Annotated in this window: 11 protein-coding genes; 8 read left to right on the forward strand and 3 right to left on the reverse strand. The window is 74.3% G+C overall.

Going from position 1 to position 14,218, the window contains the following annotated elements; genetic code table 11:
- Positions 1-120 precede the first annotated feature (120 nt).
- Both ACF1BN_RS33605 and ACF1BN_RS33610 read left to right on the forward strand, forming a co-directional pair.
- On the forward strand, positions 121-1,695 hold the full coding sequence (locus ACF1BN_RS33605) for a S8 family peptidase (protein WP_392335374.1): 1,575 nt from the start codon (positions 121-123) through the stop codon (positions 1,693-1,695).
- Between the two features lie 194 nt (positions 1,696-1,889).
- On the forward strand, positions 1,890-3,086 hold the full coding sequence (locus tag ACF1BN_RS33610) for a DUF4190 domain-containing protein (protein WP_392335375.1): 1,197 nt from the start codon (positions 1,890-1,892) through the stop codon (positions 3,084-3,086).
- Between the two features lie 335 nt (positions 3,087-3,421).
- Here ACF1BN_RS33610 and ACF1BN_RS33615 read toward each other — a convergent pair whose 3' ends face one another.
- Positions 3,422-4,771 carry a glycoside hydrolase family 18 protein gene (locus ACF1BN_RS33615; protein ID WP_392335376.1) on the reverse strand — a complete coding sequence of 450 codons (1,350 nt, stop codon included), beginning with the start codon at positions 4,769-4,771 and terminating at the stop codon, positions 3,422-3,424.
- A 196-nt stretch (positions 4,772-4,967) separates the two neighbouring features.
- Here ACF1BN_RS33615 and ACF1BN_RS33620 point away from each other — a divergent pair, with 196 nt between their 5' ends.
- The 5 genes from ACF1BN_RS33620 (at position 4,968) to ACF1BN_RS33640 (ending at position 9,974) form a co-directional block, all read left to right on the forward strand.
- Positions 4,968-5,720 carry a GntR family transcriptional regulator gene (locus ACF1BN_RS33620; RefSeq protein ID WP_392335377.1) on the forward strand — a complete coding sequence of 251 codons (753 nt, stop codon included), beginning with the start codon at positions 4,968-4,970 and terminating at the stop codon, positions 5,718-5,720.
- A 277-nt stretch (positions 5,721-5,997) separates the two neighbouring features.
- Complete coding sequence (locus ACF1BN_RS33625; RefSeq protein ID WP_392335378.1) at positions 5,998-6,174, forward strand: SPOR domain-containing protein; 177 nt, start codon at positions 5,998-6,000, stop codon at positions 6,172-6,174.
- A gap of 22 nt (positions 6,175-6,196) precedes the next feature.
- Positions 6,197-6,643: a (deoxy)nucleoside triphosphate pyrophosphohydrolase gene (locus ACF1BN_RS33630; protein WP_392335379.1), complete on the forward strand. Its 447-nt coding sequence runs from the start codon at positions 6,197-6,199 to the stop codon at positions 6,641-6,643.
- 160 nt (positions 6,644-6,803) lie between these two features.
- A complete protein-coding gene (locus ACF1BN_RS33635) occupies positions 6,804-7,226 on the forward strand; it encodes an ATP-binding protein (RefSeq protein WP_392335380.1) in 423 nt (140 codons plus the stop codon).
- Between the two features lie 144 nt (positions 7,227-7,370).
- Positions 7,371-9,974, forward strand: a complete 2,604-nt coding sequence (locus tag ACF1BN_RS33640; protein WP_392335381.1) for a SpoIIE family protein phosphatase — start codon at positions 7,371-7,373, stop codon at positions 9,972-9,974.
- A gap of 49 nt (positions 9,975-10,023) precedes the next feature.
- On the opposite strand, the gene ACF1BN_RS33645 is transcribed toward ACF1BN_RS33640, so the two are convergent.
- Both ACF1BN_RS33645 and ACF1BN_RS33650 read right to left on the reverse strand, forming a co-directional pair.
- Positions 10,024-10,734, reverse strand: a complete 711-nt coding sequence (locus ACF1BN_RS33645) for a PspA/IM30 family protein (protein WP_392335382.1) — start codon at positions 10,732-10,734, stop codon at positions 10,024-10,026.
- A 35-nt stretch (positions 10,735-10,769) separates the two neighbouring features.
- Complete coding sequence (locus ACF1BN_RS33650) at positions 10,770-12,827, reverse strand: TPM domain-containing protein (protein ID WP_392335403.1); 2,058 nt, start codon at positions 12,825-12,827, stop codon at positions 10,770-10,772.
- A 305-nt stretch (positions 12,828-13,132) separates the two neighbouring features.
- Between ACF1BN_RS33650 and ACF1BN_RS33655 the strand changes: the two genes are divergently transcribed.
- Positions 13,133-14,140, forward strand: coding sequence for a hypothetical protein (locus tag ACF1BN_RS33655; RefSeq protein ID WP_392335383.1), 1,008 nt, complete (start codon positions 13,133-13,135; stop codon positions 14,138-14,140).
- Positions 14,141-14,218 lie beyond the last annotated feature (78 nt).

Here is a 14,218-nt window from a genome sequence, read left to right on the forward strand (position 1 = left end):
TGCCGGAAGCCGCGGGGTTCGTGTCGGTCCCCCGTACGGCCTTGTCATGTCCCTGTCTTGAGTGAAGGTCACTCGGGCTCCACCCCCACAGGAGCACCCCCCACGAGGAGGACACCTCGCATGTCAGTGATGCGTGACTCGCGCCGCAGAATCTCCACCGCCGCGGCCATAGCCGTCGCCGCCGTCGCCCTCGGATCCCTCTCCGCCCTCCCGGCCGTCGCCGCGCCGGCGGCGCCGGAGGGCGTCATCCAGAACGCCGGGGCCGAAGGCGCCATCGCCGGCAGCTACATCGTCACCCTGGAGGAGTCGGCGCAGGCCGAGACCGCCGAGGGGCGCGCCGTCGCCGCCGAGTACGGCGCGAAGATCAAGAAGACGTACACCTCCGCCCTCAACGGCTACAGCGTCGAGCTGTCCGAGGCGCAGGCCAGGAAGCTCGCGGCGGACCCCGCCGTGAAGTCCGTGGCGCAGAACCGCGTCTTCAAGATCAACGCCACCCAGCCCAACCCGCCGTCCTGGGGTCTGGACCGGATCGACCAGCGGGCCCTCCCGCTGAACCAGAGCTACACCTACCCGGACACCGCGGGCCAGGGCGTCACCGCCTACATCATCGACACCGGTGTACGGATCTCCCACGCCGACTTCGGCGGGCGCGCCTTCAACGGCTTCGACGCCGTGGACAACGACAACGTCTCCCAGGACGGCAACGGCCACGGCACCCACGTCGCCGGCACCGTCGCGGGCTCCGCCTACGGCGTGGCCAAGAAGGCCAAGATCGTCGGCGTCCGGGTGCTCGACAACAACGGTTCCGGCACCACCGCCGGCGTCGTCGCGGGCATCGACTGGGTGACCCGCAACGCCGTCAAGCCGGCCGTCGCCAACATGAGCCTCGGCGGCGGCGCCGACGCCACCCTCGACGCGGCCGTCCGCAACTCGATCGCGTCCGGCGTCACCTACGCCGTCGCCGCCGGCAACAGCAACGCCAACGCGTCGAACTACTCCCCGGCCCGCGTGTCGGAGGCCCTCACGGTCGGCTCCACGACCAACACGGACGCCCGCTCCAGCTTCTCGAACTACGGCTCCGTCGTGGACATCTTCGCCCCGGGCTCCTCCATCACCTCGGCCTGGCACACCGGCGACAGCGCCACCAACACGATCTCCGGCACGTCGATGGCGTCCCCGCACGTCGCCGGCGCCGCCGCGCTCTACCTCGGGGACAACCCGACGGCCACCCCGGCCCAGGTCGGGACCGCCCTGGTGAACTCCGCCACGCCCAACGTGGTGACCAACCCGGGCACCGGCTCCCCGAACCGCCTGCTCTTCGTCGGCGGCGGCGGCACCACCCCGCCGCCCGGCAAGAAGTTCGAGAACACCGCCGACTACGCCATCGCCGACAACGCGACCGTCGAGTCCCCGGTCACCGTCAGCGGCGTCACCGGCAACGCCCCGTCCGCCCTCCAGGTCCCGGTGAGCATCGTCCACACCTACATCGGTGACCTCCAGGTCCAGCTGATCGCCCCCGACGGCACCGCCTACACGCTGAAGGCCTTCGGCACCGGCGGCAGCGCGGACAACATCAACACCACCTACACCGTGAACGCCTCCTCCGAGGTCGCCAACGGCACGTGGAAGCTCCGCGTCACCGACAACGCGAACGCGGACACCGGCAAGATCGACTCCTGGGCGCTCCAGTTCTGACCCGGGCACGCGGGCCCGCCCGGGCCCGCGCCTCCGCCCGGACATGAGTCCCTGAGCGGCACCCTCACGAGGGGCGGCCACCACCCGGTGGCCGCCCCTTCGCCGTGCCCCGCGTCGCGGCCGGTCCGACCCGACCACGTACGATGCGCGCGCCCGATCGTCTGTTCGTCCCGCCCCAACAGGAGCACGTGTCCGTGGAGCCGACCCCGCCGCCCCAGCCGTCCGAGCCGGTGCCGCCCGGCGCCCCCGCTCCGGCCGCCCAGCCGGCCCCCGGCCCGTACCCCGCCCCCGGCCCGTACGCGGCCCCCGGCCCGTACACCTCGCCGGGCATGCCCTACGCCGGCCTCCCCGGCCCCTACGGGCCGTACGGACAGGCTCCGGCGACCACCAACGGCCTCGCGATCGGCTCGCTCGTCAGCGGCATCGTCTGCTGCCTCCCGCCGCTCGGCCTCGTCCTCGGCGTCCTGTCGCTGCGGCAGATCAGGAAGCGCGGACAGAACGGCAAGGGCCTCGCCGTCGCCGGCATCGTCCTCTCCTCCCTCAGCACCCTGCTCGTCCTCCTCGGCCTGCTCACCGGCCAGATACAGGAGGCCTTCAGGGCCTTCAACGAGGGCATGAGGGAGGCCGCGACCGCCCGCATGCCCATGGACCTGCGCACCGGGCAGTGCTTCCTCGACGACGCCGAGGAGGGCGAGTACACCCTCGGCGTCCGGGTCGTCGACTGCGCCGCGCCCCACGACGGCGAGATCACCGGCCGCTTCGAGGTCACCGGCTTCGACCGCTGGCCCGGCGAGAAGGAGCTGGAGCGGATCGGCCAGGAGCGCTGCGACACCATGGGCGCCGCGTACGCCCTCGACACCTGGACGCTCGGCGAGGAGGTGTGGAGCCTCTCCTACTTCCCGGACCGGCGGTCGTGGACCGAGGGCGAGCACCGCATCGCCTGCGCCCTCGGCGGCGAGGAGCGGACGAAGGGCTCGCTGCGCTCCGACCGCACGACCCTCACCCCCGACCAGCTGGCCTTCCTGACCCAGGTCAACCCCGTCGAGGGCGCCCTCCTCGCGGAGCCGGACACCGGCCCCGAGGACGGGGTCGAGACGGACCGCGCCTGGGCGGCCGACGTGCGCGAGGCGATCGACCGGGCCCGCACCGGGCTGAAGGCCCGTACCTGGCCTCAGTCCGCGCGCGCCCCCATGGCCGCGTACGTGACGAGCCTGGACGCCGCCTCGCGGCAGTGGGCGAAGCTGGCCGCGGCGAAGGACGCGGACGCGTTCTGGGGGCAGTACGACCGCGCCGTGGAGCTGCTGCCGGAGGACGGCGGCGCGGAGGTCCGCGAGGCCCTGGGCCTCACGGCGGAGCGCCCGGCGGCCCCGGGCGGCCACGGCTCCGCCTGACCGGTCGGTGGCTCCGGGTGTACGCGGCTCCGCCCGGCAGGCCCGCGGCCCCGGGCGTACGCGGCTCCGCCCGACCGGTCGGTGGCCCGGGGCATACGCGCCTCCGCCCGCCCGGCCCGCGGACTCGGACGTACGCGGACGGGGCCGGGTCCCCGCGCGAGGGGCCCGGCCCCGTCGTGTGCGCGGACCGGCCCGGCGCCGGGACGCGGCGCCGGGGCGGGGACGGCGGCCCGTGACCAGCCGCCGTCCCGTGCCCCGGCGACGCCTTCGGCGGCGGACCGGTCCGCGGCCCCGCGGGAGCCGCCCGCGGGCGGCTCCCGGGGGAGCGGGGTGGTTCAGCGGCGGGTGAGGCCGCGGTCGATGGCGCTGATCAGCTCGCCGTCGGCGGTGTCGCCGTCGAGCGACCAGATCATCGCGCCGCCGAGTCCGTGGGTGCGGACCCACGCGGACTTGGTGCGCAGCACGGACGGGTCGTCGTAGGTCCACAGGGTGGTGCCGTCGAAGAGCCAGGCGTGCCCGTTGCGCTCGCCCCGGTAGAGCTTGTACGTCCCCGACTCCGCCAGCTTCTTGAGGTTCTTGTAGTCCTCGGAGCCGGGCGCCCAGGTCGCCGGGGCGGGGCCCGCCGCGGGCTGGCCGAGGCCGTCGCCGCCGCCGGTCACACCGGTCCAGCCCTGGCCGTAGAACGGCATGCCGACCACCAGCTTGTGCGCCGGGGCGCCGCGCCGCAGCCAGGACTTGACGGTCCCCTCGACGCTCCAGTCGTTCCGCGCGAAGAGCGCGGACTGCTGGTTGGCGGTCGTCTCGCCGGAGACGTGGAAGTCGTAGCCCTGGAGGTTCACGAAGTCGAAGTCCCGCATGATCTTGGCGACTTCGAAGCCCGCGTCGATCTTCGCGGGGGCGGTGGGCACGTAAGCGCTGAGCTCGTAGTGCTTCCGCTTCGGCAGCGAACGCCCGTACGCGTCCAGCTGGTTGCGGAACTCCCGCACCAGCGCGGTGAAGTTGACCTTGTCCTCGGGCCGGATGATGTTGCCCGGGTTGCCCTCGGAGCCCGGCCACTCCCAGTCGAGGTCGATGCCGTCGAAGACGCCGGCGGCCGCACCGGCGCCGCCGCGGGCGCCGTCCTGCGGGAGGTTGCCCTTGATGTACAGGTCGATGCAGGAGGAGACCAGCGCCTTGCGGGAGGCCGGGGTGCGCACGGCGTCGGAGAAGTACGCCGATCCGCTCCAACCGCCCAGTGAGATCATGACCTTGAGCTTCGGGTGCTTCGCCTTCAGCTCGCGCAGCTGGTTGAAGTTGCCGGCGAGCGGCTGCTCGGCGGTGTCGGCGGCGCCGTCCACCGACGTGGCCGCGTCGACCGGGCGCACGTAGTCGGCCCAGGGGTCGGAGCCGGGCACCGGCCCGATGACGCACTTGCCGGCCTTGTCGACGATGCCGAAGGCGTAGTTGATGTGGCTCAGCTTGGCCGCGGAGCCGCTCGTGTCCAGGTCCTTGACCTGGAAGTTCCGCCCGTAGATGCCCCATTGGGTGAAGTAGCCGATCCGCTTGAGGGCGTGTTCGGCGGCGGGCGGCCGGGGGGTGGGGTGGTGCGGGTGGGCGTCGGCGGCGGGGGCCAGTGTGGCGAGGAGGCCGAGGGCGGCGGCCGCGGCCGTGCCGAGGGTCAGCTTGGTCAGGACTCTGGGACGCATGGGCTCGTTCCTGTGCGAGGCGGGATGGAGCGTGGACGCGCAGGCAGGAAGTTATTGGTCCAGACCAATAGGGGTCAAGGGGTTGGGGGGTGGGGATTCAGCTTCATCACTTCGAGTGAAACTCTGGCCCATGCTTGCGGATGGCGACACTCGGTTGTCAGGCTGTAGCTGTCCGTCAACCTGAGGGGAGTGTCCAGTGACGTTCGGTGAGCAGCCCGCCTATCTGCGCGTGGCGAGCGATCTGCGGGAGAAGATCGCGAACGGCTCGCTCCCGCCGCATACCCGCCTCCCCTCGCAGGCACGCATCCGCGAGGAGTACGGGGTGTCGGACACCGTCGCGCTGGAGGCCCGCAAGGTGCTCATGGCCGAGGGGCTCGTCGAGGGCCGCTCCGGCTCGGGGACGTACGTCCGGGAGCGCCCCGTGCCCCGCCGCGTCGCCCGCTCCGGCTACCGCCCCGCCTCCGGCGCCACCCCCTTCCGGCAGGAGCAGGCCGCCGAGGGCGCGCGCGGCACCTGGGACGCGCGCAGCGAGCAGGAGGAGGCCGGCCGGGAGATCGCCGCCCGGCTGTCCATCGAGCCCGGCGACCGGGTGATGCGCACCCGGTACGTCTACCGGGACGGCGGCGAGGCCATGATGATCGCCACCTCCTGGGAGCCGCTCGCCGTCACCGGCCGCACCCCCGTCATGCTCCCCGAGGAGGGGCCGCTCGGCGGCTGCGGCGTGGTCGAGCGGATGGCCGCGATCGACGTCGTCGTGGACAACGTGGTCGAGGAGGTCGGCGCCCGTCCCGGCCTCGCCGAGGAACTGCTCGTCCTCGGCGGCGTGCCCGGCCATGTGGTGATGGTCGTCGAGCGCACCTTCTACGCCTCGGGCCGCGCCGTCGAGACCGCCGACGTCGTCGTCCCCGCCGACCGCTTCCGCCTGGCGTACCACCTCCCGGTCCGCTAGCCCCGCCCGCTCCCGGCTCCCCGCTCCCTGCTTTCTGTTCGCCGCCTGCCGCCTGCCGCCCCCGCCGACACCGGCCGGGGCGGCGGCGTGTTCCCGGGCCGTTCCCCGTGCCCGGCGCGGACGCTTCGGCCGCCATGGGGCGGTTCCCGGCCGATCCGTATCTCTTGGTGAAAATCCGTATCCGCTGTGTGAAGGTCAGGCGTAAGCTCAGGCATATGCGGATCGAGGTTTCCGGGAGATCCATGGTGTTGTCTGGCCCGGCGGAGGGAGAAGCCTGATGACCGACAGCGGCGTCGTCCAACCGTGGCTCGTGATACGGCAGGACGACAACGGCAACCGCTACCGGGTGGGGCGGTACGCCACCCAGGACGAAGCCCAGAAGATCGCGGACACGCTCGACTCCCGCGGCCACAAGCAGATCTACTGGGTCGAACGCGTCGCGCCCACCCCCTGATGCCCCGGCTACCCTCGCGGGCATGACCGAAAGCACCACACACCACGGCACCGGACCCGAACGCGGGACCGGTGCCGTGGTCGTCGTCGCGGCCGCCCTCCTCGACCGGGGCCGGCTGCTCGCCGCCCGCCGCAGCGCCCCCGCCGACCTCGCCGGACGCTGGGAGCTGCCCGGCGGCAAGGTCGAGCCCGGCGAGCGCCCGGAGGACGCCCTCGTCCGCGAACTGCGCGAGGAACTCGGCGTCGAGGCCGAGCCCGGCGAGCGGATCCCCGGCGAATGGCCCCTCAAGCCCGGCTACGTCCTGAGGGTCTGGACCGCCCGGCTCCTCTCCGGCGAGCCCCGCCCGCTGGAGGACCACGACGCGCTGCGCTGGCTCGCCCGCCACGAACTCGACGCCGTGGACTGGCTCGACCAGGACCGCCCCGCGGTCGCGGAGGCGGCGCTCAGGCTCCCCGCCGAGCGCCCCTGATCCCGGTATGCGGGCCGCCGCCTACGCCGTTCGTGCCACCGTGCGCCGGTAGCCGCCCCCAGAGGGATATTTCGTCCCTTATTACGGGTATGTCCCCATTGGCCCCTCGGGAGAGGGTGATCCTCTTCCTGCTGCACCACGGTTGGGGAAGTGATCGCGCGTGATCGACACCGACGGCCTCCGCGCCGAGTGGAACTTCCCGGCGGAGGCCGACGCCGTGCGCACCGCCCGCCACGCCGTCCGCGAGACCCTCCGCTCCTGGGAGATCGACCCGGCGGTGGGGGACGTGGCCGTCCTGCTGGTCAGCGAGCTGGTCACCAACTCGCTGCGGTACGCCTCCGGGCCGATCGGCGTGCGGATCCTGCGGTCCGAGGGTGCCTCCGCCGACCCGCCCCGGCACTCCGCCCTCCTCGTGGAGGTCTCCGATCCGCTTCCGGATCCGCCCACCGAGCGGCCCGCGGGACCCGACGACGAAGGGGGCCGCGGGCTCGGTCTCGTGGCCTGCTCCGCACGCCGCTGGGGGACCCGGCAGGGCGGCGCCGGGAAAACCGTATGGTTCGAGCTGGCTCTCCCTGGTGAGTAAAGAGAGAGGGACGACGATCACGGGAGCGGGTCACGAGCCGACCGAGACCACCCTGTGATCGTGGACGTCGTGCCGCCGGAGCCCGCCGTGCTGAATACTGCGAGCATGGCCGGTCCGGTGCGGTGAGCTGGAGGGGACGGTCGCGTGAGCGAGATATCCGAGACGACGGGCGGCGTCGTGTGGCAGAGCAGCCCGCCCGGTTCGATCTACGACTACATCCGGGTCGCCTCCTTCTCCCTCGGGCCCGACGGGCGCGTCGACCAGTGGAGCCGCCGGGCGGCCGACCTCTTCGGGGTGTCCGCGCAGGAGGCCCGCGGCAAGGACCCCGTCGAGGCGTTCATGCCCGCCGAGCTGCGCGACCGCGGCCACCAGCGGGTCAAGGAGGTCCTGGACGGGCGTGAATGGACCGGCCTGGTCCCCTTCCGTATCCCCGCCGCCTCCGGCATCCCGAACCCCACCGGCACCCCCGGGCGGGACCGGCCGCACGGCATCGCCGAGATGTACGTGATGCCGAGCGAGACCGGCACCGGTGAGCGGGCCGCCCTCTGCATCGTCGTCGACGTCCGCGCGCTGCGGCGGATCGAGACCGACCTCGCCGCTTCCCAGGCGATTTTCGGCCAATCCCCCTTCGGCTTCCTCCTCTTCGGCACCGACCTCACCGTCAAGCGCGCCAACCAGCGCTTCGCCGCCGTCTTCGGCGGCGAGGCCGACGACCACCGCGGCCGGAGCGTCCACGACTACCTCGCCAAGCCCGAGGCCGACCGGATGACCACCGCCCTCCGGCGCGTCCTGGAGACCGGCGAGTCCGTCACCGACCTCCGGATCACCGGCGCCGCCCCCGGCGCCCGGATCCGCCGCCACTGGTCCATCAACCTCTACCGGGTGCACAGCGGCTCCGGCCGCCCCATCGGCGTCGCCGGCCTCGGCGTCGACGTCACCCGCCGGCAGAACGCCGCCCGCGAGGCCGCCAGCGCCCGCCGCAACCTCGCCCTCCTCAACGAGGCCGGAGCCCGCATAGGGAACTCCCTCGACCTGGAGGCCACCGCCCGCGAACTCCTCGACGTCGCCGTCCCCGGCTTCTGCGACCTCGCCTCCGTCGACCTCTACCAGGGCCTCCTCACCGGCGACGAGGCCCCGCCCGGCCGCTGGGGCAGCTCCCACGACGTGGGCTACGGCGCCGGCAGCGCCGAACTCCGCCGGGTCGCCTTCGCCAGCGCCGTCTCCGACACCCCGCTCAGGACCGACGAGGGCCATGGACCGGCCGGCGACATCGGCGGATCGGCCCCCGTCGAGGTCGGCGCCGTCCACCGCTACCCCTTCAATTCGCCCAGCGCCGGAGCGCTGCGCACGGGCCGCGTCCGGACCGTGCCCGGCGGCGAGGGCGACCTCGTCCGCTCCACCCTCGTCGTCCCGATGCTCGCCCACGACACCGTCGTCGGCCTCGCCCAGTTCTCCCGCACCAAGGGCAGCGAACCCTTCGGCGAACGCGACCGGGCCCTCGCCGTCGAACTCGCCGCCCGCGCCGCCGTCTGCATCGACAACGCCCGCCTCTACCGGCGCGAGCACGAGCGGGCCCTCATCCTCCAGCGCAGCCTCCTCCCGCCCGGCGACCCCGAGGCCGCCGGACTCGACATCGCCTGTCGCTACCTCCCCGGCACCGACGCCGCCGAGGTCGGCGGCGACTGGTTCGACGTCATCGAACTCCCCGGCCACCGCACCGCCCTCGTCATCGGCGACGTCATGGGCCGCGGCCTGCGCGCCGCCGTCGCCATGGGCGAACTGCGCACCGCCGTCCGCACCCTCGCCCAGCTCGACCTCGAACCCGCCGAGGTCCTCTCGCACCTCGACGAGATCGCCCGCGGCCTCGGCGCCCCCATCGGCGCCCAGCAGTCCCGCGCCCACAAGAACCGCGGCCCCGAGCTCGCCGAGGTCTACCTCGCCACCTGCGTCTACGCCGTCTACGACCCGGTGACCCGGCGCTGCACCTTCGCCAACGCCGGCCACCTCCCGCCCGTCCTCGTCGAACCCGGCGAAGAGGCGCTGCTCCTCGACGTGCCGCCCGGGATGCCGCTCGGCGTCGGCGGCGAGCCCTTCGAGGAGGTCGAGGTCGAGCTCCCCGAGGGCTCCCTCCTCGCCCTCTACACCGACGGACTCGTCGAATCCCGCGACCACCCCCTCGACGAGGGCCTCAGCGCCTTCCGGCGGGCCCTCGCCGACCGGGAGCGCCCCCTGGAGGACGTCTGCGACCGGGTCCTCACCACCCTCGACACCGGCCACGGCGAGGACGACATCGCTCTCCTGATGGCCCGTATCCGGGGACTGCCCGCCGAGGCGGTGGGGGACTGGCGGCTGCCCCGCGAGCCCCGCTCCGTCGGCCGGGCCAGGGAGCTCGCCCGCGGCCGGCTCGTCGCCTGGGGCCTCGACGCCCTCGTCGACACCGTCGAACTCCTCGTCAGCGAACTCGTCACCAACGCCCTGCGGTACGGCGAGGGCGAGATACGGCTCCGCCTGCTGCGCGACCGGACCCTCGTCTGCGAGGTGTGGGACGCCGGACTCGTCCAGCCCCGGCGCCGCCGCGCCAAGGACACCGACGAGGGCGGCCGCGGCCTCCAGCTCGTCGGGCTGCTCTCCGCGTCCTGGGGATCACGGCGCACCCCGCGCGGCAAGACCGTCTGGTTCGAACTGCCCCTGCCCGACGGCGGGCCCGCGGCGGAGCCCACCGTGGACCAGCTCCTCAGCATGTTCTGAGCGGGGATTGGGCCCGCGCGCGTGGTCCCGGACGCCGCGCCCGGGCCCGTCAGGCCGCCTTGAGCGCGGCCAGCCGGGCCGCGATCTCCGCCTCGTCCCCGAGCGCGTCCAGCTGCTCGAACTGGGTGTCCAGCGAGGACGCGGCCAGCTCCTGCTTGCCCAGCGCCCGCGCCTCCTCCCTGCGCACCTTGTCCTCGAAGCGGCTCAGCTCGCTCGTCGGGTCCAGCACGTCGATGCTCTCGACCGCGTCCATCATCGTGTTCTGCGCCCGCGCCGAGCGGGAGCGCGCCACCAGCTCGTCCCGCTTGGCCTGGAGCTCGACCAGCTTGGCCTTCATCCGGTCCAGGCCGGAGGTCAGCTTGTCCACCACCTCCGTCTGCGCGGCGATGGTCGGCTCGGCCGTCCGCGCCTCCTTCTCCGACTGGAGCTGGCGGCCCAGCGCGACCTTCGCCAGGTTGTCGAAGCGGTCCGCCTCCTCCGCCCGCCCGCCGGTCCGCAGCTCGTCCGCCTTCCGGCTGGCCGCCAGCGCCTTCCCGCCCCACTCGGCCGCCGCGGCCACGTCCTCCGCGTGGTCCTGCTCCATCAGCCGCAGATTGCCGATGGTCGCCGCCACCGCCTCCTCGGCCTCCGAGATGTTGCCCGAGTAGTCGCGGATCAGCTGGTCCAGCATCTTCTGCGGGTCCTCCGCCTGGTCGATCAGGGCGTTGATGTTCGCCTTCGCCAGCTGGGTGACGCGACCGAGGATGGTCTGCTTGCTCATGCACCGCTCCTTGCAGGGTGTCGTGGACGTGGAACTCAGAAGCGGCCACCGCCGCCCCGCCGGCCGCGCGTGCCGCTGCCGCCGAAGCTGCCCGGCCCGCCGCCGAAACCTCCGCCCCCGAAGCCACCCCCGAATCCGCCCCCACGCCCGCCCCCTCCTCCGCCGGAACCCCCGCCGAACAGCCCGCCGAGGATGATGCCGCCGAGCACGGCCCCGCCGAGCCCGCCGCCACCGCCCCCTCCCCTCCCTGATACACCGCCCAGCCCGTCCGGGTTCCCGTAACGCCGCACGTCCTGCTCCGCGAGCTCCTGCGCGCGCCGCGCGAGCCCGTCCGCGCGCTGCGCCTCCGCCAGCGCCTCCTGCGGCCCGTCCGCGGCGGACGCCTCCGCCCGCTCCAGGTGCCGCCCGGCCTCCGCCAGCCGAGTCCTGGCCTCGCTGCCCACCGCGCCCCGATGGGTCTGGACGTAGTCGGAGGCCGCCCCCAGCTCCGAACGCGCCCTCAGCAGCGCCTGGCCGAGGAGGTCCCGGGCGCGCCGGTCGCCGGACTCCCGCTCCCGGGCGCCCGCCAGCGCAGCGTCGAGCGCCGTGTCCGCCTCCTCGACCCGGCGCAGCGCGTCCAGCGGGTCGTACCGCCCCGCCTCCACGGCCCGCCGCACCTCCGCCGCCACCGTCTCCGCACGGGCGATCCGGCCGCGCAGCTCACCCGTCGAGGCGCCCTCGGCGGCGCCTTCCAGGAGTCCGCGCGCCTCGGCCAGGTCGGCGTCGGTCTCGGTGAGCGCTCCCGGCAGCCTGCCCGCGGCCTCTGCCAGCTCCCGGGCCCGCCGGTCCACCGCCTCGATCAGCCGGGCCGCCTGGTCCACCGCGCCCTCGGCGGCCCGCACGTGCACGGCCGCCGGGCCGGTGTCGCCGGTGTCGAGGGACCGGCGGGCCTGGCCGATGTGGGTGGTGGCGAAGAGCAGCCGGTCCTTGGCCTGCTCGACGTCGCCGGCGACCGGCGAGGCCGCCGTGCCGGCGTACCGCTCGCGCATCTCCGCCAGCGCCGCCTCGGCGCCGGAGACCCGGCCGGTCTGCTCGCGGAAGGCGGTCTCCACCGCGGCCAGCGCCTCCGGAGCGGTCCGCTCCAGCGCCCGCAGCCGGTCGAAGGCCTCCGTCTCCGCGTCCAGCCGGGCGTCGGCCTCGGCGCAGTGGCGCAGGATCTCGTCGAGCATCGCGCGCCGGGTGGCGTCGTCCTCGGGGAAGGCGTCGTCGAGCTTCTGCCGCAGCCGGAAGGAGGCGGTCAGCCGTTCCTCGGCGAAGGCCACCGCCTCCTCGAAGGGCCGGGTCGCCTCCTCGCCGAACTGGGCGGTGGCGAAGCCCAGTTCCTCCCGGCTGGTGCGGACGGCGTCGTCGGTGGCGACCAGCGTGCGCCGGGCCTCGCCGTCGAGCTCCTCCAGGGAGGGCGGCGCCGGCCGCCCCCAGCCCTGGCCGCCGTCGGGCGCGGTGCGGCCGGCGGTCCGCCGGCGCCGGCGGGTGTACGCCCACACCGCCGCCGCCCCGGCTCCGCCGACGAGCGCCACGGGGAGGATCAGGTCGGTCCCGGAGACGGCGCCGGGGCCGCCCGGGTCGGCCGGTCCCGGGGTGAGCGAGGGGACGGGGACGGGCAGCCCGGCGAGGACGGCGGAGTAGCCGTCGGCGGCGCCGATCGCCGCTCCGGCCCAGTCGTCCTCCCGGAGCGCCGGCTCGATCGCCGTCCGGGCCACGTCGTCGAGCTGGGCCTGGGAGAGGCGGGAGTCGGGGTCGGCGGAGTAGCCGTACCGCCGGTCGTGCGTGGCGACCGCGAGCAGCACGTCGTCCAGCCCGAGCCCGTTCCGCTCGGCGGTCGCGTCGGCCCAGTCCTGTCCGTCCCGGCCGGAGAAGTCCCGTACGTAGACCACGAAGAGCTGGATCCGCCGGTCGTCGTAGAGCCGGTCGAGGGCCGCCTCGACCTCGGGCCTGCGGTCGCGCAGGGCGCCCACGCGGTCGAGGATCTGCCCGTCGGAGGGGAGGACGACGGGGTCGTCGGCGCGGGCGCCGGCCGCGGCGGGCGCCACGAGCCACCACGCCGCCACCAGCATCACGAGCAGGGCTCGGGTGGCTCTTCGGGTCACAAAGGGGAGGTTATGTACTGGTCCGCACCCCCGCGACCGGACGGAACAGCCCCCGCGACCGGACGGACCCCTGCGCGACCCGACGGAACGCCTCCGCGAGCCGACGGAACGCCTCCGCGACCGGACGCCCCCCCGCGTCCGCGCCGAGCCGCTTCGGAAACCGACCGTCGAGGTGCGGGCGTCCCTGTCGGAGCTGATCTCTACGGTGGTCTCCGGAAGACGGGGAGACCCGCGACGCCTCGGGGGCACGGGTGGACGGACGACTGAAACGGATGTGGCGCAAGAGGCGCTGGTGGGTGCTGGGGCCGGTGCTGCTGCTGATCGTGCCGCCGCTCTTCGGCGCGCTCGCCCTGCGCGTCAGCTACGCGGGCGACCTCCGCGACGACGCCCGCACGCGCGGCAAGGACGCGTACTGGATCGGGCACGCGTGGGTGGACGGCAGGAAGCGGGACGCGGATCTGAAGGCCCTCGCCGAGCGGCTGAAGGGCACCGGGATCAAGGACCTCTACGTCCACGCGGGCCCACTCGAACACGACGGCACCCTGCCGGCCGCCCGGTACCCGCGCGCGAAGTGGCTGATCGACGGCGTCCACCGGACCCTGCCCGGGGTCCGGGTCCAGGCGTGGCTCGGCGACATCCTCGCCAACGACGGGCCGGTCGGCCTCCGGCTCTCCGACGGCGCCTCCCGCGCGGCCGTCACGGCCTCCGCCGGACAGATCCTCGACGCCGGCTTCGACGGGGTCCACTTCGACCTGGAGCCGCTCCAGTCCGGCGACGCCGACCACCTGACCCTCCTCGACGACCTGCGGCGCACCACGAAGGCCCGCGAGGCCCTGCTCTCCGTCGCGGCCCACCAGATCGACCCGCTCCCGGGGGCCCACTCCGCGCTGCGTCTCTTCGGGGACAACGGCAAGTGGTGGTCGCAGGAGTACTTCGGCGAGGTGGCCCGGCGGGTGGACCAGATCGCCGTGATGTCGTACGACACCTGGATGCCGCTGGAGTCCCTGTACGGCGGGTACGTCGCCCAGCAGACCGCGCTCGCCCTGGAGGTGACCCCGGAGAGCACCGACCTGCTCATGGGGCTGCCCTTCTTCCACGAGGACGACCTGGGCCACCACGAGAGCGCCGAGACCGTCGCCGCGGGCGTGCGGGGCGTCCGGCTCGGCCTCGGCCGGACCGATCCGGGCCGGGAGCGCTTCGGCGTCGCCCTGTACGTGGACTTCGCGGAGGAGCCGGGCGACTGGGCCGCCTACCGCGCCGGCTGGGCCCGTACCGGCTGACGCGCCCGCGCGGGTGACCGTCGGGGAGGCGGCCTGACCCCCGCGTACGCGCGCGTGGGGCGGGGGAGACCCCGCGTA

It is taken from the genome of Streptomyces sp. NPDC014861, from assembly GCF_043081625.1.
GTDB lineage: Bacteria > Actinomycetota > Actinomycetes > Streptomycetales > Streptomycetaceae > Streptomyces.